This window comes from Fervidobacterium sp. 2310opik-2 (assembly GCF_011057735.1).
GTDB lineage: Bacteria > Thermotogota > Thermotogae > Thermotogales > Fervidobacteriaceae > Fervidobacterium > Fervidobacterium nodosum.
In genome coordinates, this window is record NZ_LNGG01000009.1 from 24,913 (window position 1) to 45,764 (window position 20,852).

General features: G+C 33.8%; 14 protein-coding genes. 9 read left to right on the forward strand and 5 right to left on the reverse strand.

Translation table 11 applies throughout. The features are described 5' to 3' along the window. The first annotated feature begins 159 nt into the window (after nt 1–159). The 4 genes from fba (at nt 160) to fliI (ending at nt 4,492) form a co-directional block, all read left to right on the forward strand. Complete coding sequence (gene fba, locus AS161_RS04685) at nt 160–1,095, forward strand: class II fructose-1,6-bisphosphate aldolase (RefSeq protein ID WP_164541980.1); 936 nt, start codon at nt 160–162, stop codon at nt 1,093–1,095. Nucleotides 1,096–1,119: 24 nt separating this feature from the next. Continuing rightward, on the forward strand, nt 1,120–2,340 hold the full coding sequence (gene ackA, locus AS161_RS04690; protein WP_164541981.1) for an acetate kinase: 1,221 nt from the start codon (nt 1,120–1,122) through the stop codon (nt 2,338–2,340). 103 nt (nt 2,341–2,443) lie between these two features. Beyond that, nucleotides 2,444–3,154 carry a FliH/SctL family protein gene (locus tag AS161_RS04695; RefSeq protein WP_241241340.1) on the forward strand — a complete coding sequence of 237 codons (711 nt, stop codon included), beginning with the start codon at nt 2,444–2,446 and terminating at the stop codon, nt 3,152–3,154. Nucleotides 3,155–3,187: 33 nt separating this feature from the next. After that, on the forward strand, nt 3,188–4,492 hold the full coding sequence (fliI, locus tag AS161_RS04700; RefSeq protein ID WP_041256871.1) for a flagellar protein export ATPase FliI: 1,305 nt from the start codon (nt 3,188–3,190) through the stop codon (nt 4,490–4,492). Nucleotides 4,493–4,674: 182 nt separating this feature from the next. On the opposite strand, the gene AS161_RS04705 is transcribed toward fliI, so the two are convergent. Together AS161_RS04705 and AS161_RS04710 are read right to left on the reverse strand one after the other, a co-directional pair. Further along, a complete protein-coding gene (locus AS161_RS04705) occupies nt 4,675–6,480 on the reverse strand; it encodes a methyl-accepting chemotaxis protein (RefSeq protein WP_164541983.1) in 1,806 nt (601 codons plus the stop codon). 65 nt (nt 6,481–6,545) lie between these two features. Next, nucleotides 6,546–8,237: a hypothetical protein gene (locus AS161_RS04710; protein WP_164541984.1), complete on the reverse strand. Its 1,692-nt coding sequence runs from the start codon at nt 8,235–8,237 to the stop codon at nt 6,546–6,548. Between the two features lie 352 nt (nt 8,238–8,589). On the opposite strand from AS161_RS04710, the gene AS161_RS04715 reads away from it, so the two are divergent. Further along, nucleotides 8,590–9,891 (forward strand): alkaline phosphatase, encoded by a 1,302-nt coding sequence (locus tag AS161_RS04715; RefSeq protein ID WP_164541985.1) that lies wholly within the window; start codon nt 8,590–8,592, stop codon nt 9,889–9,891. A gap of 120 nt (nt 9,892–10,011) precedes the next feature. Then, the gene (locus AS161_RS04720) at nt 10,012–10,725 is read left to right on the forward strand and encodes a thermonuclease family protein (RefSeq protein WP_164541986.1); all 714 of its coding nucleotides are present in this window, start codon (nt 10,012–10,014) and stop codon (nt 10,723–10,725) included. Between the two features lie 63 nt (nt 10,726–10,788). Here the strand turns inward: AS161_RS04720 and AS161_RS04725 are convergent, their stop codons facing one another. Continuing rightward, the gene (locus AS161_RS04725) at nt 10,789–12,753 is read right to left on the reverse strand and encodes a hypothetical protein (RefSeq protein WP_164541987.1); all 1,965 of its coding nucleotides are present in this window, start codon (nt 12,751–12,753) and stop codon (nt 10,789–10,791) included. After that, nucleotides 12,747–14,183 carry a hypothetical protein gene (locus AS161_RS04730; protein WP_164541988.1) on the reverse strand — a complete coding sequence of 479 codons (1,437 nt, stop codon included), beginning with the start codon at nt 14,181–14,183 and terminating at the stop codon, nt 12,747–12,749. The genes AS161_RS04725 and AS161_RS04730 overlap by 7 nt, the downstream gene beginning before the upstream one ends. A gap of 675 nt (nt 14,184–14,858) precedes the next feature. On the opposite strand from AS161_RS04730, the gene AS161_RS04735 reads away from it, so the two are divergent. From AS161_RS04735 to AS161_RS04745, 3 genes are read left to right on the forward strand one after another with little or no spacing between them, the layout of a single operon-like run. Further along, complete coding sequence (locus tag AS161_RS04735) at nt 14,859–16,052, forward strand: exonuclease SbcCD subunit D (RefSeq protein WP_164541989.1); 1,194 nt, start codon at nt 14,859–14,861, stop codon at nt 16,050–16,052. Further along, a complete protein-coding gene (locus tag AS161_RS04740; RefSeq protein ID WP_164541990.1) occupies nt 16,045–18,852 on the forward strand; it encodes an SMC family ATPase in 2,808 nt (935 codons plus the stop codon). Before AS161_RS04735 ends, AS161_RS04740 begins: the two co-directional genes overlap by 8 nt. 41 nt (nt 18,853–18,893) lie before the next feature. Next, on the forward strand, nt 18,894–19,637 hold the full coding sequence (locus tag AS161_RS04745) for an NAD-dependent protein deacylase (protein ID WP_241241341.1): 744 nt from the start codon (nt 18,894–18,896) through the stop codon (nt 19,635–19,637). On the opposite strand, the gene AS161_RS04750 is transcribed toward AS161_RS04745, so the two are convergent. After that, on the reverse strand, nt 19,634–20,494 hold the full coding sequence (locus tag AS161_RS04750; RefSeq protein ID WP_164541992.1) for a bifunctional methionine sulfoxide reductase B/A protein: 861 nt from the start codon (nt 20,492–20,494) through the stop codon (nt 19,634–19,636). The genes AS161_RS04745 and AS161_RS04750 overlap by 4 nt on opposite strands. Between the last annotated feature and the right edge of the window lie 358 nt (nt 20,495–20,852).

Sequence of the window (20,852 nt, forward strand, 5' to 3'; positions counted from 1 at the left end):
TTTAAAAATCAATTTTATTTATATTTTGCTTTGAATCAAATATCTTAATTTTTAACCATATTTCAAACACGCGAGTATTATTTTGTTGTTAAATGTGATATAATGAAATTGCGGAGTTTGGAAATTATCATTCTTGAAAAAAGCAGGGGAGGTATATTTATGTATGTAAACACAAAAGATATTCTTGAAAAAGCAAGTAAAGAGTACTATGCAGTTCCAGCTTTTAACATTAACAACATGGAGTTTTTCCACGCTATATTAGAAGGAGCAATTGAAAAAAGAGCTCCATTAATAATTGAAACAAGCGAAGGTGCGATAAAGTATGCAGGAAACGGAGACATACATAAGGGAGCAAAATATTTCGTTGAGTTAGTAAGATTATTTGCTGATAGCGTCGATATACCAATAGCTTTGCACCTTGACCATGGTAAGCACTTTGAGTATATAATAGCAGCGATAAAGGCAGGGTATTCCTCGGTTATGATTGATGCTTCCGAAGAACCATTCGAGGAAAATATGAAAAAAACAAAGGAAATAGTTAAAATTGCCCATGCTGCTGGAGTTTCTGTTGAAGCTGAACTTGGTCAACTTGCCGGAATTGAAGATAATGTGTCTGCTGCAGAAAACGTGTTAGTTGACCCAGAGCAAGCAAAAATATTTGTTGAAGAAACAGGAGTTGACTTCTTGGCACCAGCAATAGGTACAAGCCATGGAGCGTTTAAATTCAAAGGAGAAGCAAAACTTGATTTTGAAAGATTGCAAAAAGTTAAAAAGCTTACAGGTATTCCTCTTGTATTACACGGAGCATCAAGCGTGCTTCCAGAATACGTAAAATTAGCAGAAGAATACGGAGCGGACCTTGGTGGGGCAAAAGGCGTTCCAGAAGAAGAGCTTAAGAAATGTGTTCAATTTGGAATAAACAAAGTTAATACTGATACAGACTTAAGGATAGCATTCATAGCTGGAATGAGAAAATTCCTTAAAGAAAATCCAAAAGAATTCGACCCGAGACACTATCTTGGAGCAGGTAAGAAACTTGTGAAAGAAGTAGTTATGAACAGACTTGAATTTCTTGGATGTTCTGGCAAAGCATAAAACGTGTTCTAAGGAGGGATTTACGTGCGAGTACTGGTAGTAAACTGTGGTAGCTCATCGATTAAGTATCAATTTCTTGATATGGACACAGAACAAGTACTTTGTAAAGGACTTGCTGAAAGGATAGGTATACCAGGTAGTAGAATAGTACACAAAAAAGACGACCAAAAAGTCGTTGTGGAAAAGCCCATGAAGGACCATGAAGATGCTCTTAAATATGTTTTGGAATTAGTAGTTGACGAGAAAGTTGGAGGAGTAAAAGACTTAAAAGAGATTGATGCCGTTGGTCACAGGGTAGTACACGGTGGAGAAAAATTCTCAGGTTCTGTATTGATAGATGAAGAGGTTATGAGAGTACTTGAAGAATATTCATACCTTGCTCCACTTCACAATCCACCAAATATAATGGGTATAAGGGCAATGATGAAACTTTTACCAGGGGTACCTAACGTAGCCGTCTTTGATACAGCATTCCACTCAAAGATGCCAGCGAAGGCTTACCTTTACGCTATACCATACGAATATTACAAAAAATATAAAATTAGAAGATACGGCTTCCACGGTACAAGCCACAGATATGTCTCTAAACGTACAGCCGAGATACTTGGACTTGACTATCACAAATCAAAGATAATTACGGTCCATCTTGGGAATGGAGCTTCCATTGCTGCGGTAATGAACGGACACAGTATAGACACATCAATGGGCTTTACACCACTTGAAGGGCTTGTCATGGGGACACGTTCAGGTGATATTGACCCATCTATAGTTACATTCCTTATGGAAAAAGAAGGACTAACGGCAGAAGAAGTATATACAATTCTTAATAAGAAAAGTGGTGTACTAGGTCTTACAGATGGCTTCAGCTCAGATATGAGAGATATAGAAGATAAAGCACTTGAAGGTGATCCAGTTTGCAGATTGGCTCTTGATATATACGAATACAGAATTGCAAAATACATAGGCGCTTATATTGCGGCGATGAATGGTGTTGACGCAATTGCATTTACTGCGGGAGTTGGTGAAAATTCCCCGATAACAAGAAAAGAAATTTGTGAAAACTATCTCTCTTATCTTGGTATAAAGATAGATGATGAAAAGAACAACGTAAAAGGCGAGGAAAGAATAATAACGACACCTGACTCAAAGGTAAAGGTATTACTCGTTCCAACAAACGAAGAATTGATGATAGCAAGAGATACAAAAGAAATTATCGAAAAAGGCCTTAAACAACTTGAATATTAATTTAGTTTTTGTTAGTAAATAATTCAATGCCAGGCGTGAGCCTGGCATTTTTCTTTTTCTTGTTGTGTGGTATAATTAAATTGATAATTAATAATTTTTTGGAGTGATTATCTTGCTTATACGTAAGCGCTATGTCTATTTAGATGCCCCAATGAAAATAGAAAGTAATAAGGGACAAATAGAAAAAGAAAAACAAGAGGAAAATATAAGAAACGAACAAGAATTATTAGAAATGGTGGCTCGTGCAAATAAAGAAGCCGAGCAAATAGTTTTTTCTGCCCAAAATCAAGTACAACAAATGATACAACAAGCTCAAGAAGAATACAATAAAATAATCGTGGAAGCAAACAAAAGAAGCAAAGAAATTATCGATAACACAGTCAATGAAGTTGAGGAAACAAAGAGAGAATTAAACGAAAGAATAAAAAGCATATTATTTTCTTTTGAAACGTCTTTTGATAACTTACTCTCAATGTATTCAGAGAAGATTGCTACCATAACTAAAATATTAGTTGAAAAGTTTCTTGAGAAAGAAATCGATTCAGAGGTAACTAAGAGAAAAATTGAAAAAGTTCTTTCACATGTGGTTGGAGCGACAAAAGTGAAAATTCATATAAATCCGGAAGATGCAAAATTAATCGACCAAGAAATCCTAGACGAAATTCGCTCTAAAAATTACGAAGTTGTATTAAATGATTCCGTAAGCCAAGGTGTAATTGTTGAAACGGATTTAGGTACGATTGATACCACTTTGAAATTTCAATTTGCTTTGCTTGATGAGATATTCGATGAAGTTTTTAAACAAGAATTATAGAGGTGAATTTATACGCCGAAGTTACAGGAAAATATAAAGTTTCTTGAAATTATAGAAGACAAAGTCAAAAAACTTAATCCGTATGAATACGCTGGTGAAGTTCAAAAAATAATCGGGTTAACAATTGAATCCCGAGGTCCTGATGCTGCACTTGGGGAATTATGCAAAATATTAGTTGGGAATAAAAAAGCATTAGCAGAAGTTGTCGGATTTAAGGAAGATTTAACGATTTTAATGCCTTTAGAAGATGTGACTGGATTGAAAAAAGGGTGTGAAGTCTTAAAAACAGGCCGAACTGTTAGCGTACCTGTGGGAGAAGAATTAAAAGGAAGAGTTATAGACGCTCTAGGAAGACCCATTGATGGGAAAAGACTTGTTTTGAAAGAATACAGACAAATTGTGAGTGAAGCACCAAATCCACTAATTAGAAAACGTATTTTGGAACCACTTCCCGTTGGAGTTCGTGCAATAGATGGATTTCTAACGTTGGGTAAAGGACAGCGTATAGGTATATTCGCAGGAAGTGGTGTGGGAAAAAGTACACTTTTAGGTATGATAGCCAGAAATACGACAGCTGATATAAACGTTATAGCACTTATCGGTGAACGTGGAAGAGAAGTTAGGGAATTTATTGAAAAAGACCTTGGAGAAGAAGGTATAAAACGTTCCGTAGTAGTTGTTTCAACATCCGATCAGCCTGCTCTTCTTCGTATAAAAGCGTTGTTAACAGCCACAACGATAGCAGAATATTTCAGAGACAAAGGTTATGCGGTTATGCTTATGGTGGACTCCCTAACCAGATGGGCGATGGCCCAAAGAGAAGTTGGGCTTGCAATAGGCGAGCCACCTACAACAAGAGGATACCCACCAAGCGTTTTTGCCCAATTACCAAAGATACTAGAGCGTGCCGGTAATTCAGATAAAGGAAGTATAACAGGTATATACACTGTGCTTGTCGAAGCTGACGACTTTAATGAACCTATTTCAGATACAGTTCGTGGAATTGTCGACGGACATATAATACTATCTCGTAAACTTGCTGAATCAAATCATTTCCCAGCTATAGACGTACTTATGAGTATAAGTAGGCTCATGGTTGATATTACTAAACCAGAACACATACAGTCAGCGAGAGCTATAAGAGATATAATAGCAACATATAACGATGCCAAAGACCTTATAGATGTAGGCGCGTACAAAAAAGGTGCAAATCCAAAAATAGACAAATCGATAGAACTTATCGATGAAATAAACAAATTCCTTAGACAAGGAATAAAAGAAAAAATGTCGTTCCAAGATACAGTGGATTATTTAATCTCTATAGCAAAGAAAATATAGAAGTATAAAAATCCTCATTTTTTAAGTTCTATCCTTTTAGTGTAATAAACCAAGAATAAAAAACTAAAAGAAACACCCCCGAAATGGCATAAAAAACCATTAAGGGGGTGTTTCCTTTGGAAAGATTAGAAGATTAGAAGATTAGAAGATTAAAAGCCCAGAAAATGTAGGCAGCATGGAAATCATGTTTTTAGCCTTTTAAAAGCGTCTATTAATTCAACAAATGAATTTTGGAATTTTTCAATCTCATCTTTTATTACATTTATTGCTTCTTCAAGCTGTTCCACTCCAGCGTAAGTTTGTTCAACAGCTTCATGTGTTACCCTTGAAATTTTTGTTAAGTTACTTACGTTTCCCACCAATGCATTCATTACATCCGAAATTATATTTAAAGACTCTTTAACGCTACTGAGATCTTTCGTGACTTTTTCTGCTAAAAGAATTGTTGAAGTTATTGATTCTTCGAGAGATTTAAGCGATTGTTTTGATTCTTTTGTTAACTGTCTTGATGATTCTGAGAGCTCCATAATCATTTCAGAAATTCTTGAAAGTCCGTCTCTATCGATATTTTGTTTACTTGTTTCAATGGAAGCATTAATCGCGAGAACTGTTATGTTATCTGATATCTCCGTTATCTTCTCAGTAAAATTGTTGAGCAAGGAAGTTTGTGAAGCAAGATGTGAAGCTGAACTTGTAATTTGTTCGATTATATCTGTGAACTCCTTTATTCTTTTGAGTATACTTTCAAGTTCTGCTGAACTTTCTTCGACATAAGCGGCGAACTCCTCAAGTGATTTGTCAAGTTCCTTTGATGCATTTTCCGTATTCTCACTCATTGATTTAATCTCAGAAGTTGAAGAAGCTGTTGAAATAATACTCTCTGATATCTTACTAAATTCACTAATCCTTTCCTCAGCATTAGTTGCAGTTTCATTAATGTTATCAAGCATCTCTCTAAATTTTTTGGTGGCTTCTGCGAGCTTATTTCCCATTTGAGATATTTCGTCATTCTCTGTTGTTTCAAGTTGAATATCAAAATTTCCAGAGGCAATCTTCTCAACTTCTAAAATGAATTTATCAAATCTCTTTTGAATCTTCTTACCAGTTTTAGAAGTAATTATGAGGACAAATATTGTGACGAGAGTAATAATCGAAATTTGTAATATAAGTCCTAATAGCCTATAATAAGAAACATTTGTTATGTCTCTCTTAATGTACAATGCCGCAAAGGTTTCACCTTTGTCATTTTTTATAGGCACTCCAACATAGAGAGACTTCCGCTTGCTCATCATATCTAAAAATCCATTGTAAATTTTGTTTTTATTAAGGTTATTTGTGAAATCTTCGACATCAGATGGCTTTATTACTTTATCTATCTTATTTCCATTTTCATCATACACGATTACCAATATTCTTTTTTCAGACTCAGACTTTAAAAATGTATTTTCGTCAAAAATTTTAATATCAGCTTCTAAGTTCCCAATATATTTTCCGTTGAAAAAGACTGGTGCAGTGTATCTTAGAATAACTCCTGAATCATTACTGTAGATAGATGCTATAGGTTTGAGAGATTGTTTGATTTCTAATATATCTTTTCTGTAAGTTTTTAAATCATCTCCGTATTTGTTTGGATTGGATGTTCTTAAGAATGAGATACCATCTTCCGTATGGAAATGAAATTGGTAGAGGCCAATACTTTCGAATGTTTTTTGGTATGGAGTTATAGTTTCGATAAGCTTTTCTCTGTCTTTATTCTGAAATGCGGCTATTATGTTTTCATCAGCAAGAATCTTATCAACGATATTTTTTGCTTTTTCTTTTTCCAATTCTATTCTTTCAGAAAAGTCTCTCATTACTTCATCTGCAATGAACTTCTCCCAAACTTTATTTATTGAATTCTGAATAAAGATACCGATGATGATTGAAACTAAAGCAACAATCAATACTAGTAAAGGGAAAAATACAGTAATGAACTTTTTGATACTCATCTTGCTAACTCACCCTCCTTTTTAGATTGATATGCCTAATATTTTACTAAATTTGAAACCCCAAACTATTCTCCTGTTTGTTCGTGAAAAGTTATAACAATTTTGTCATATACTATATCTGAATTAATTCCATAATCATCGTACAATACATCCCTTATAGTTTCTGCTTGCTCGATATAGTCGGTATAATAGACGAATACAACATATATTGTACCATCTTTACCGAAAGCCGGGAAAATTTCAATCCTATCTAGAAATTCTCTTGGAAAAACATTTTGGAAAGCTCTTAAAGTTGGCAAGACACCTTCATACATTTTATCAAATGTTATTGAAATAAGTTCATTTATCATTCCACTTATTTCATAAGGATCAAATTCTTCTTCTGCCGTTTCTTCTTCGTAGCTTTCTTCATACTCTTCTTCTGAATACTCTTCTTCTTCTTCAACTGTAGTTGCTTCCTCAGTCGTTACTTCTTCGGTTGTAGTTGCTTCTTCTGCATATTCTTCTTCATTCCATTCTTCGGTATATTCCCGATTCTCAATCTCGCTTGATGCAACCTCTTCTAATAAACTTTTTAGAAGATTTTGATAATTTTCAATATTTGCCGATATCTTCAGATTACCGTTTTCCAACCTTTGAACATTTAATTTTATTATACTGTCTAGTCCGGTTTCCATAACTGACAAATTAATATAAGCATACATGAGACTATTTTTAATTTCGCTTGAATCTATACTTACGCCATTTGTGTTTTTAGTTTTTACATTGATTACACTGTTTTTTTTGTCGACTTCTACAAAAAATGGTTTATCCGAAAATTGGTTTATTATATCTTTTTCAAACTTTGGATCATATGTTCCTGATAATATCATCTCTTGGTTCATATTAACTGAAAATACAGCATCTGTTAAGTATTGGCTTATATTTTCACCAACGACCTCTTTTAAAAACATATCTAAAAATAATTTATAATCCTTCGTTGTTCCAATTACAGCGACAGGATTTTCAACTATGTTCAAACCAGAAAGATAAGTTTCAAACTCTTTCATCAACGATTTTTCATATTCCGTGAGTTCTTTTTCGATTAGAATTTCAACATTCATCTCGTTGTCATTTACTTTAACTTTCATCTCGTCAGACACGGTCTTACCGTACAAGTCCACCGTGAGGAATGACCAAATACTATTTTCACCAAATCCTTTGTAATATATATAAGTATCTTGAGGAATGTCAATTTTAATTGTCGGAGCTTTTGAATTAATCATGTCTTCAACGATTCTTCTTTGTAATTCACTTGCTGTGATATAAACATCGTTTGGTCCTTCAATTAAATAAAATGTTATTGGACCTAAAATGACTTTTTTTGTAATTTGAGACAATTTGCTGGTAATAATCGACGTTTCTTCACCAATCAAATTGTTTAGAATTTCAAGTATATCATTAATTTTTACTTTCTGAATATCTACAACTACTGGGAGAGCAGAAATTAAATTGACTATCATTTCTTCTTCGTTTTCTGATTCACTAATCAAATATAACTGAAGAATTTTTAAAAGGCTTATAGAAGTATCACCAAAGATAGTTACAGGTCCTATGTTGTAATCGACTTGAACATCCAAAGAATTTAACAAATCATCCAATGAAGAAAAATAGAGTACAAATTTAGAATTTTCCGGAACTTGGATTGAAAAAACCATTTGTAAAGACAAAGTTAGGAGTAACGTTATAAATAAAGTCCTAAAAAACCTAATTTTCATACGAGCTCCTCCCTTCTCTGAGTTGAAAAACAAGCAAAAAAAAACATCAGAACAATCCAAGCCGCAATTTTTATTTTCGATTTTTAACTTATTTTAATGTTTTTTATTTTTGCTTTAACATTTAAACGATACAATACAAATTGTACCACAGGTTTTTGTAATGAGTGCCTGCCTAAATTAAATTTACGTCTTTATCTAAAAATTCACGATTAAATAAGCTATTAAATTAAAATAAGCCTATTTTTTTGTTAATTTATGGAAATTGCTTTAATTTAAGTTTGAAATAAATATTTAATTAATGATACAATTTAAAATTCAACAGTTCCACATTAAAATATTGGAGGTGTGAGGTATGGGTAAAAAGGTTTTAACTTTTGTTGCGCTACTTTTTGTTTATTTCGCTTTTGCCCTCAACGTTATAATCCTTGTTGGGGATGGTATGTCTACAAATCAACTATTTCTCGCAAGCATTCTTGAAGGAAGAATTTTAAACACGATGACTCTTCCTTACACAGGTATAACAACAACATACAGTGCAGATTCTTGGGTTACAGATTCAGCGCCAGCCGCGAGCGCTCTTTTCAGTGGGTTTAAGATTTTGAATAAGGCGATAGGGGTGCTTCCAAATGGTGAACCTGTTCCATCCATATTTGAACTTGCCAAGAAAGCAGGTTACAAAATAGGGATAGCGGTTACATGCCAAATTACTCACGCAACACCAGCGGGCGTTTACGCAAATGTTGATAACAGAAACGATGAGCTTGGAATTGCGAAACAATTTGTTGATAAAGAAGTGGTAGATGTTGCGTTTGGTGGAGGATGGCAATGGTTTACACCTGCTTCAAAAGGTGGTTCAAGAAAAGACGAACTTGATTTGATTAAAGCTGCTATGGAGAAAGGTTATAAATACATATCAAAAGTAAATGAATTGGAAAATCTCAGTGCAGAGAATGAAAAAGTTCTTGGCTTATTTGCTAAAGATTATTTAGACCCAGTATCTGAAAGAAGCTCATTGCAACCTAAACTCGACCTCATGACAAAGAAAGCTTTAGAAATTCTCTCCGCAAGTGGAAAACCATTTATGCTCATGGTTGAAGGTTCGCAAATCGACTGGGAAGCGCACGCCAACGATTTCTATGGTGTATGGAAAGAAGTTGTCGAATTTGATGACGCGGTTAAGGTCGCTCTTGATTTTGCCAAGAAAGATGGAAATACACTTGTGATTGTCCTTGCTGACCATGAAACAGGTGGTTTATCACTTTCCACAGGTGGATATGCGATAAACGTTGAACAAGCGAGAAAAGCAAAGGGAACAACAACGATGTTTTTAAAACAATTTAATATAAACGATAAAGATGCGTTCATCGCTGGAATAAAAGAATGGTACGGTGTAAATATGAGCGATTCCGAATACGAAACACTCAAGAAAGTTCCATCAAATAACTTAAGAAGAGAACTCGCAAGATACATTAGTTTCAAAGTCGGTTTTGGTTGGACAACGTACGACCACACTGCGCAACCTGTACCAGTATATGCCTTTGGACCTGGCGCTGAGAACTTCACAGGAGTACTTGACAATACAGATATAGCGAAAATTGTTGCGAGGTTAACAAAGATAACAACTGTTCAATTCCCATCTATCGTTGCAAAATAAATTAATAATTTATTCTGAATTAGAGAAGAGGTGTGGTTTTCAAACCACACCTCTTTTCTAATTCTAAATATGTGATAACATTTTTTTGAGGAGTTATAAAGGAGGTGCTCCATATCAATTATGCCAAAAAAAGCAAAACAAAACACTTTAATAACTGCTATCGTTTTATCAATAATTACCATTATCTTAATACTTACTCAAAAACAAGGATTAATGAAAGCGTATGTAACTAGAGTTGTCGATGGAGACACCATTAAAGTTGAAGCAAATGGTAAAACATATACAGTGAGATTAATAGGAGTAAACACTCCCGAAACTAATCATCCGACAAAAGGAGTTGAACCCTATGGGCCTGAAGCCAAAGAATTTTCAATGAAACAATTAACAGGAAAAACCGTTTGGATTCAATTGGATGTTGAGGAGAAAGATAAATACAACCGTTTACTTGCGTATGTTTGGCTGGAAAAACCAGTTAATTTTTCGGAGGAAGAAATTAGAAAGAAAATGTTCAATGCGATACTTTTACTCGAAGGATACGCGCAGGTTATGACCGTACCACCCAACGTCAAATATGCTGATTATTTTGTAAAATTCCAAAGAGAGGCTTTTGAAAAGCAAAAAGGGCTTTGGGGATTGAGTATGTACAATGAAAACACGAAAAGTGATTTTGTAGTTTACATATCAAAAGATGGAAAGAAATACCACTTAAAAAGTTGTAGATATGTTGATAGTAAATACTTTCCAGTGAATATAGAAGAGGCTAGGCAAAAAGGTTATACACCCTGCGGAATTTGTAAACCAGACGAAGCATATGAAGAATGGAAAAGCAAATAAACTAACAAAAGCCCCATACGGGGCTTTTGAATATTCCAAATATTCTATATGATTAGAAAAAACCTAAAACTTCCCATCTATACCAAAAGATACAGTCGGCTTTATTTTTATTCCGTTTCCAAAGTAAACTCCGAATCCAATATCGGTATAAATGCCTGCTCCTCCGGATGAGAATATACTATCTCTTAAGTAACTTGTGAATCTTACTCCACTTTCAGCAAAAATATCCCAAATATCTTTTGATACGATATATTTTCCACCAAATCTTCCAAATAAGCTTAAATTACTAAAAATAGGATTGTAGTATTCTAGATACATGTATGGGTAAAAATCTTCTAAAACTTCATATGTGATTTCAATACCTGCTCCAAAAAGTATTCCCCAGTAATAATTACCGTAGATATCAAAACTTGTGAATCCAGATGCCATACCAAATCCGTTATCCTTTAAAAATAATTGGAATGTTATTCCTGTAATTTGTGGGTAATTTTTCGTTTCCAAGGCCAAAGTGTTCGGATAAATTTTTTCATATGGAATAAGATAGAAAGCGGTTGCAGAAGATTTATTTTCAAAAACTTTACCGATTTTTACATAGCCGGAAGTGTATCCATTATCTATTATTTGGAAAACATATCCTTGCTTGATTCCAATATTCTCGCCTGATGAAAGTGTAACCATTCCATCGCTTACGCTAGAAACCATGGAAATAAGTGGGAATAGTTTTTGAATATAACTTGCTACGTATCTTGCATTATTTGAGTAACTCCAAATCTTCGATAAATATTCTGAACTTGCAGATTCTGAGCCAAACCTATCTTTAGGTTCTTTTAAAGCTGTTGAGTAATTTTTCGAAATACTGTATGAGCCTATTAGTGTTCCTCTTTCTGTGTCAAATACTTTTAGTAAGAATCCAGTATACATTTCTAGAATATCAACGGTGGTCAAGATATAGTCGTAAAATCCATAGGCGCTTGTATAAGTTTCTTTTTCCCACGGCCCGCCGTAGTATCTAACATAGTTTCCTTTTTCCATATCTAAAACATATGTTTTATTTTTAGAATCGTATGAATAATACCTTCCAATTTCTACACGAACAGGCACATCAGTATAATATCCAATAGCTGATTTCTTTATATATCCTCCGTTGACATCATTTTCAAAGAAATAGTATCTTTCAGACCTAACTTTTTCAGTTCTTTCAACGTAATTTTCAAACGTTATCATATATTTTGGTGGCTTAAATTGTAAGAAAACACCCTTTCCAAACAAATCCTCAAAAGCTATTGTTTTAAATAATTCATCAAGGTACAACCTATCGTATATGTTATACCGTGTATCTTTTTGTAATTCTTTTAGTATATACATCCTTTGCGTTTTATCAAATTTTTCATCGAATATTACCGCGACATCCACTTTATATGGACTGTAATTATTTGGATTCTCTCTGCATAATTTAGCAGTTGATTTCAAAGCTTCAGAAAAACTATCCCCACTAGCGATTATTGGAGTTACAGATCTCACAAATATCTTCTCAACATCGATATCCGTTATGTACAAAGCTATGTAATAACTTGTTTCGGTTATGTATTTTTCATACCTTTTGTAAAAATCGCTTATTATGTATTTCTCTTCTTCCTTCCTTGCCCAGGGATAATTGCTAAGATAAACATACAAACCATAAGGGTCAGGGACGTATGTTTTTTTGTTGTAATCATATTTGTACCTTGTTTTTGAAGATGTATAATAATAACTTCCCTTGTGATAAACATACGTGCCTTCTCTATCTGGTACAAACTCATTTACTTTGTAACTGTAAGTTTCTTTTTGTATTCCAACAACGTGAACTATTCTTACAGTTTTCTCCGGTACATCTGAAAAAATATTCGAGAGTTCTTTCGAAATATCAATATTTTCATAGTAAGATGGTAAATTTTTATCGATGATAACGTAAAGATTATTGGCAAATATATTTGAAATAGCTAAAACCAAGAAAATAATAAGAGTAAAGGATAAAGACTTCTTTACCATGAGACCCCACCACCTATCCTAAAGGTGTTGAAAGAGGTTAATTGCTCAATTGGAATAGAAAATTCGAAATTTAACAAGCCAAATTTGGTTGATAAACCTAACAGTGTTTCTATTTTTCTCTCATCTAAAATCGTTTCAGATACAGTTATGGAAAGTTTACTGAGCAGGTAGAGACCATCATCTCCCGTACCTATTAACCTGATTAATCCGCTAAATGTAAAAATGAATTTATCGTACGTTCCATTTATGATACTTTCCAAATTAAGCCCAACTCCAGTCTCAAAGTAAGAGATTGGTTCACGATGTATATTGAATTGCTTAATAGGCAATGTTAACAAAATATATGATTCAGTGAGAGAAAAACTTTGATCTGTTATAAACAACATTTTAAATCCCATTGGAAAAGGTTCTTGCCCACCTTCTTTTACTTCATCTTGAGGCTTTATTTCTTCCCCTCTTTTTATATACACAACCTCACATTCGCTGTAATCCTTCCCCGTCCTTCTAACAACAACTTCCGCTATCTTGTTATTGTTCCTGTATATACTGAAAACCTTTCCAACCTTTACAAAATCATCCTCACCTATATTTAAGATAACCCTTGGAAACTTAACTTCCTCAACGACACCAGACAACTTTTCTTTAAATTCCAATACCGAGTGTATTTTGATGGCAATATCAGAAGCAAGACCGGAAATAACATCGTTGAAGCTATTTTCCACTCTTAGCAATCGGTTGTTATACGGATCGTATGAGTGTTTCACGGCATAAACAGACGAAGAAATTTCAAATGAGCCAGAAAGAACTTTATTGTTGTTTACATAGAGCGAATAATCTGCGTTTCCTTCAACTATGTACACAACATTCGTATGTGGGACTCTCGAGTAAAATGAATCAAAAACCATACTGTAATACTTCCCATCGATGCCTTTTACATAACTCCCCTCAGAGCTTTGAACATAATTTTCCTTTCCATTTACATATTCAAGCTTATATCTAACTCCCGGATAAATCCTTATATACTCTCCAAAATTATAAATATAATCACCAGAAATATTATTTTGTATGAATTCTTCGTATACATTTTCTTTACGGATTTGTTGAATGTATACATCAATTTGGAATGTTCCCTGCGGGGAAGTTTGCTTGGAGAGAATTTGTTCGGCAGAGGAAAGTAAATCCTGGAGCCAGAGTTCTGAATAAAGCAATTTTAAAGCATTTTGAAGGGCAACTTCAAATCGTTTAGAATCAACAATCTCTGGGAAAATCGCAGACTCAGAAACTGTTTTTAACACATTGTCAGGTGCGTAAACACTTATTGCGACATCGATAACTGGCCGAGCGAAAAAACTATTGACAGGAAAGAGCAGAAATGACAAAGTAAAGAGTAGAAAGACATAAAAATAAAACTTGCCAAAATTTCCATTCATCCATATCCCCCCTTTGGCAAATGATACTTCAACTATTCTCAGCTATATATTAACACTAAATGGTGTTTTTTCAAAATTTGGTTTAATTATAATTAAGATTAATATAACAAATTCTAATTGTAAAAACGTATATATCTTCTATTTAATCGTAATCACCTCTTAGAATTTTTGGAGAAAAAATGATTTTCTCTTGTTTATTCTCTAATTCCTAAGGGACTGACCGAAGAGTAAAGGGAACGAAGAATGGTGGAGAATTTTTGGTGGGGGAAATGACGATTAAGCCTATTCAGTTCAACAAACGGTAGACGGAGGATACATCGTTGCTGGATATACTACATTTGGTGCTGAATGGCAGGATGTATATATTCTAAAATTAGACAGTCAAGGTAACATACAATGGGAGAAAACATTTGGAATGGAGGATAATTGAGAGAGATTAGGAAAATATTAAGAAAAGAAAAAAGCCCCAGGTTTTTGAACCTGGGGCTTGTTTTTTTCATGGCAGTATATATTATACCACACACTTAAAAATTTGTCAATACCCTAATTTTTAATTTTTATTTTTTTAAAATTTCCTGAGATGGGTATATTTTACAACTCAATTTTGGAAAAGTCAACTGGTATTTGGTATAATTTTAAAGTGAATTGTTTATACTAATTGGGGGGATACTTAAAATGAAAATTTTGCATACATCGGATTGGCACTTGGGTAAAAGGCCAGTTGGTGGCATAGGTGAAAATTCGTATTCTGATTTTAGATATAACGATTATTTCAATGCTGCCGAGTATATAGTCGATAGGGCTATAGAAGAGAATGTTGATTTGTTCATTATCGCTGGTGATTTATTCGACTCTAATAAAATAAATCCAGATATACTCGAGCGTACAGAAGGTATTCTCAAAAAGCTCAAAGATAAAGATATCCCTGTTTTTACCGTCCTTGGAAATCATGATATCGCATACGATAGAGATTCTTGGGTTGATTATTTGGAGAAGAAGGGGTTATTAGTAAACCTTGGTTTTGAGCGTGATGGAGAAATTTTTAAATTCGAAGAATGCGAATTTAGGGGTTTTAAGATTTACGGCGTTCCGTACCAAGGTAATCTTATCGATGAAGTTTTGCAAGGTCTCTCAGAGCAAATAAGCGGAGATAATAATATCGTGATTTGTCATACTGCTATCATTAGCGAGGAGACTAATCAAGAATTGCTGCCAGGTTGTGTAACGAAAGAGATTATAGATTCTTTCCGTGGTAAAGTTATTTATTTTGCTGGTGGGCATTTTCATTCTAAGAAAATCTATCCAGCAAGTCAACCATTCTTTTATATCCCCGGAAGTCCAGAATACTGGGATTTGTACGAAAATGGCGAAAAGGGATTTTTCATATTCGACACAGATACCTTTACTCATTCTTTTTTCCAATCCCGCAAACGAAAAAGAAGTATGCATAAGATCCAAAGTTCCAAGATTTATGATTTTGTCGCCAATTTAGAAGTGGAGGATGGAGAGATAGTAATCCTGAGGGTTTTTCTTGATAACGACGATTTTATTGACGTTGATAGAATAAAAAAGGAATTGTTGGATAAGGGAGCTTTAAAAGTAGAAAGCAGAATCGAGATTAACAATGTCAAAGATATAAATGGCAGTGAGATGAGGTATCGAAGTAAAGAGTTGATAGAAAAAGAGTTAATATCATCTTGGAATAATGTATTTTCAATTAGCGAAGAGAGAGTTAATGAAACGTATGAGTTTATAAGGAAGGCTAAGATGTTCTTTGAAGACGAAGATTCGAATAATTCAGACGAATATATTTACGAGATATTCGATGAATTTATCGGCAGAATCATGGGGGTTCAGAGAAATGATTAATAAAATTAAATTGGAGAATTTCAAATGTCATTTAGATAGAGAATTTGATTTTGTCTCTGGGATTAATGTTATCGTTGGAAGAAACGGCGCGGGTAAGAGTTCCATATTCGAAGCGCTTGGGATGGCTTTGTTTGGTGTAAGTGAGAAAAAGCCTAAGGACCTTATTTCACGTTTAAGTAGTCAAAATAGTTATTTTAAGATAAATGTTAAATTTACAGGGGAAGATGGAATAAAGTACGAAGTAGAAAGAGTGTACAAATCGGGAAAAAATAGTTGGGTACTAAGGCAAGTGGGGAGTAACAATGTGATTACTAACAAATTAGATGAAGTTCCAAAGTATGTTAGCAAACTCTTGGGGCTTGAGATAACGAATTTCAAAGAACTTTTCAAAAACATAATGTGCGCTTATCAAAATGATATTACAACAGTATTCGCAATGCAAAATGAAGAATCCAAACGTTTTTTTAACAAGATATTCGAGGTAGATGTGTACGATAAGATTTATAACAATTTCAAAGATGTCATAAATAAATATGAAGCGAAAATTAGTGAGTTAGATGGTTCAATAAACATTTTGAAGAATGACATTGAAAAATACAAAGGTATCGACGAAAAATTATCGAATATTCGTGATGAAATTTCAAAGAAAGAAACTGAAAAGAAAGATTTGGAAACGTTAATTTATTCTCTAAAGTCTAAAAAGTCTGAGTTGGAAAAGCAAATAGAAGACGCTCGGAATCTAAAAAATGATTTGGAAAAAAACTTGAAAGTTTTGGAAAGCACGCAGGCGAATTTAGAAGAAATTTCAAAGCAGATTGTGGAAGCCGAGAACGCTCGAAAAATTATCGAAAGGTTAGAACCTTCTTACAAAGAGTTTGAAGCCTTAAGCGAGAAAATAAGTCAAAAAAGAAAGCTCGAGCAAGAACTCAGGAAAAAGCAACAAGAAAAGCAAAATATTGAAATGAGGATTATAGAGCTTAAGAATAAAATCAGTGTCGCGGAAGCAAAAATAAATGAAACTAACGAAAGATTGTCTATTTACGATGTAGAAATACAAAAACTCCAAGGTGATAAGTCAAAACTTATTGAAGAGATAGAAATCAAAAGGACAGATTTAGAAAAAGCCAAGAAAGATATGGATGAAGCAAAAAAGGTAAAAGAGAGTATAAAAAGAATATATCAAGATTACCGTGACAATTTAAAGGAGAAGGAAAATATTGAAATTGAGTTATCAAATGAGGAAGAAAAGAGGGAAAAATATCAATCACTGATTGAACAAATCCAAAGTTTGCAAAATGCTATTGATGAATTGAATAAAAAGATATCAGAAGAAGCTAATATAATAAGTGAGAAAGCCAAAATCGAAAACGAATTGGAAAATTTAGAAAATGCCTCAAGACAGCTTTCCAGTGGAAATTGTCCGCTTTTAAATGAGCCTTGTCAAAATATACTTCAAGCCAAGGGCACAGATGTGTATTTTGGAAACAAGCGAGATTACTACAAAGAAAAGCTGAGTGAACTTCTAGAAAAGGAAAAAGAAATCAATACAGCAAAGAACAAAAAGGAAGAGATTAGTAAGCAGTTAAAAGAAAAAGAAACGGAAGCTGGCACGTTATCTCACCAAATCGATGAGATGGATAAGAAAAAAGCAAAATTAAAGCAGATAAGTGAATTCATTGAAGATATAGCGCAAAAATACGGAGACATTTCAAAGTTAGTTGAAGAAGCTGATAACAGATTAAATGAGATTAACTCAGCTATAGGTTCGATTAATGCGGAAATAGATAGTAAATTTAATCAATTAAAAAATATTGAAAAAGAAATCAGTGAAAAGACAAATCGTTATCTCAGTATTAAAAACGAGATAGATAAACTCTTGAAAGAAAAAAGCGAATACGAAGATAATCTAAAAACTTTCGAGGAAAAACTTGGAAAATATGTTGGTATAGATGAAGAATTAGATAGAGTAACCAAAGAGATTGAAGAACTTGAGTCAGAGAAGAATAAGCGCGAGGTTGATTACAAAGAATATATGATTAATAAAAAAATGGCTGAAAAACTCGAAGAGTTGAACGAAAAGAAAAAGGTATTGGAAAGTGAAATAGAACAAAGCAAGAAGATAGTGGACGATTTAAAGGTGAAAATTAATATGTTGAAACCTTTAGAAGAATTAGAAACAGAAAAAAAGAGTATTGAGGACGAACTTGAGAAGAAAAACGAGGAACTAAAAAATTTAGAGGTACGTTTAGGGGAATTGGGAAGAGATGAAAATCAATTAGTTAGTCAAATTGAAGAAAGAGAAGAGAAAATCAATCAGTTAAGAAATTACGAAGACAAAAAATCAGTATTTAATAAAAAGCTGGAACTAACGAAAGAGTTCAGAGAGAAAATAAAAGTGATGGGTGTTAAAGTTACGGAGTACTTGACACGCCAAATTGTTTTGGAAGCTACAGAAAATTACAGAAAGATGACAGGGAATCAGGAAAGTATAGAAGTTGACCATTCCGAAGGAAAGTACATATTCAGACTCTCAGATCCGATTAAAGGTGTTCGAGAATTTAGTGAACTATCAGGTGGTGAACAAGTTAGCGCGGCTATTGCGTTGAGGATAGCTATCGCTAAAATATTAGCTAACGCAGATATATACATACTTGATGAACCAACTGTCAATCTTGATGAGGAAAGAAGAAAATTGTTAGCTGAGAATTTGAGAATATTACTTGGAAATATATCTCAAGCGTTTATAATAACCCACGATGAGGAATTTATAGGCAAAGGTTATCATGAGATAAGGCTATAAATTTTATAACTTTTGCGGAATTTGTAAAACCGCAAAAGGAGGTGGAAAATTTGGAAGAAATTTTGACGCTTGTAAGTTGGCTTAAGAATTCAAAATTTACCACAGTGCTTACCGGTGCTGGAGTTAGTGTACCGAGTGGTATTCCTGACTTTAGAAGTAAAAATGGAGTTTATTCCAAATGGGGACAGGAAATTTTTGATATAGATCTTTTCCATCAAAATCCTGACAGATTCTACGAATTCGCAAAGCAAGAACTGATAAAAATGCTCGATGTCGAACCTAATGAAATCCATTATTTGCTGGCTTATCTTGAAAAGTTGAATATAGTAAAAGGGGTTATAACCCAGAATATAGATAATCTTCATAAAAAAGCGGGAAGTCAGAAAGTTGCGGAAATCCATGGAAATGTACGCACTTGGAGTTGTTTGAAATGTGGTAAAAGATATGATTTATTCAATTCACAGCATAAAGAATTTTTGATTGACAGAAATTTTAGATGTGAATGTGGTGGAGTAACAAAACCGGATATAGTATTTTTCGGTGAAATGTTGCCATTGAACGAGTACTCTAAAGCAGAGAACTGGGCTAAAGAAAGTGACGTATTCATAGCTATGGGCACGTCACTTGTTGTTTACCCAGCGGCGCAATTGCCTATTTACGCAAAGCACAGTGGAGCAAAATTGTGTATAGTTAATAAAAATGAAACAGCGTTTGACGATTACGCTGATTTAGCAATTCATATTGACCTGATTGACTTTGCGAAAGAAGTAAAAAGATACTTTTAGAATATCTTTCTTCTGTAATGACAATACGGGGCTTTTCCCGTTTTTTCGTAATAATCTTGGTGGTAATCCTCGGCAAGCCAAAAGTCGCTTGCCTTTTTTATTTGCGTCGCGACTTTATACTTTTTACTAAGTTCGTCCTTTATTTTCTCTGCCACCTCTTTTTGCTTTTCGTTTGTATAGAAAATAACGCTTTTATACTGTTCGCCTATATCTGGTCCTTGACCGTTTTCTTGTGTGAAATCGTGAATTTCGAAGAAATACTTAACCAAAGTCTCTTCGTCGATTTTTAGCGGATCAAAGATAACTTCAACGGTTTCATAATGACCTGTTAGACCTGTACACACTTGCTCGTACGTCGGATTTTTTCTATGTCCACCCATATATCCAACGCGTGTATCAACTACACCGTCAAGTTGTTTGAAAAGGTGTTCCACTCCCCAAAAGCATCCACCTGCAAAGAACATCCTGTCAATAGGTGGTTTTTGGCCTTCGGGAATAAATTTCATTGATACTGAATTTACGCAGTGTCGAACATTTTTCGGTGTGAAACCCTCTCCGTAGAAAACGTGTCCAAGATGCGCGCCACAGTAAGCACAAACAATTTCCGTTCTTTTACCATCTCTATCTAACTGCTTTCTCACGGCTCCTGGTATTTCATCATCGAACGCTGGCCAACCACAACCAGAGTGGAATTTATCGTTAGAATTGTAAAGTGGTATGCCACAGTTTTTGCATACATAAATTCCTTTCTCAAAATGATTTTCATATTCTCCGGTAAATGGTGGTTCAGTTCCTTTCTCAAATAGGACAAATTTTTCAAATTCACTTAGATTATTGTTTACAATCCTTTTTTTCATAATTTTGCCTCCATAATTATATTGAGTTTAATTATATACTTAATATAATTTTATCACAAAAAGATAAAAAATAAAGTCATGAATTTGAATCAATAAAAAGCAGGAAATAGTTGATAGATTATTTTGATGAGTTGAAACAAAAAAATTAATAACTTAATGTGGATTTATATTATTATTAGATAAAGATTTTTGATGTGTTAAAACGCCTGAGTAATAGGAAGGATGATGTAATTTGTAACAGACAAAGGTAGATAGTTGTTACGCGAGAAGGCTTTACAGTTAACAAAAGATGGTGTAGAATGAAACTCGCGCTGCGAAAAAGCAAAGCGCAAGAGTAAGAAAAACAAAAAAATAAAAA

Excerpts from the sequence above, each read along its gene's own strand:
- fba (WP_164541980.1), top strand. The coding sequence starts at position 160 with ATGTATGTAAACACAAAAGATATTCTTGAAAAAGCAAGTAAAGAGTAC.
- AS161_RS04730 (WP_164541988.1), bottom strand. The coding sequence starts at position 14,183 with ATGAATGGAAATTTTGGCAAGTTTTATTTTTATGTCTTTCTACTCTTT.
- AS161_RS04740 (WP_164541990.1), top strand. The coding sequence starts at position 16,045 with ATGATTAATAAAATTAAATTGGAGAATTTCAAATGTCATTTAGATAGA.
- AS161_RS04735 (WP_164541989.1), top strand. The coding sequence starts at position 14,859 with ATGAAAATTTTGCATACATCGGATTGGCACTTGGGTAAAAGGCCAGTT.
- AS161_RS04705 (WP_164541983.1), bottom strand. The coding sequence starts at position 6,480 with ATGAGTATCAAAAAGTTCATTACTGTATTTTTCCCTTTACTAGTATTG.
- AS161_RS04710 (WP_164541984.1), bottom strand. The coding sequence starts at position 8,237 with ATGAAAATTAGGTTTTTTAGGACTTTATTTATAACGTTACTCCTAACT.
- AS161_RS04720 (WP_164541986.1), top strand. The coding sequence starts at position 10,012 with ATGCCAAAAAAAGCAAAACAAAACACTTTAATAACTGCTATCGTTTTA.
- AS161_RS04715 (WP_164541985.1), top strand. The coding sequence starts at position 8,590 with ATGGGTAAAAAGGTTTTAACTTTTGTTGCGCTACTTTTTGTTTATTTC.
- AS161_RS04725 (WP_164541987.1), bottom strand. The coding sequence starts at position 12,753 with ATGGTAAAGAAGTCTTTATCCTTTACTCTTATTATTTTCTTGGTTTTA.
- AS161_RS04750 (WP_164541992.1), bottom strand. The coding sequence starts at position 20,494 with ATGAAAAAAAGGATTGTAAACAATAATCTAAGTGAATTTGAAAAATTT.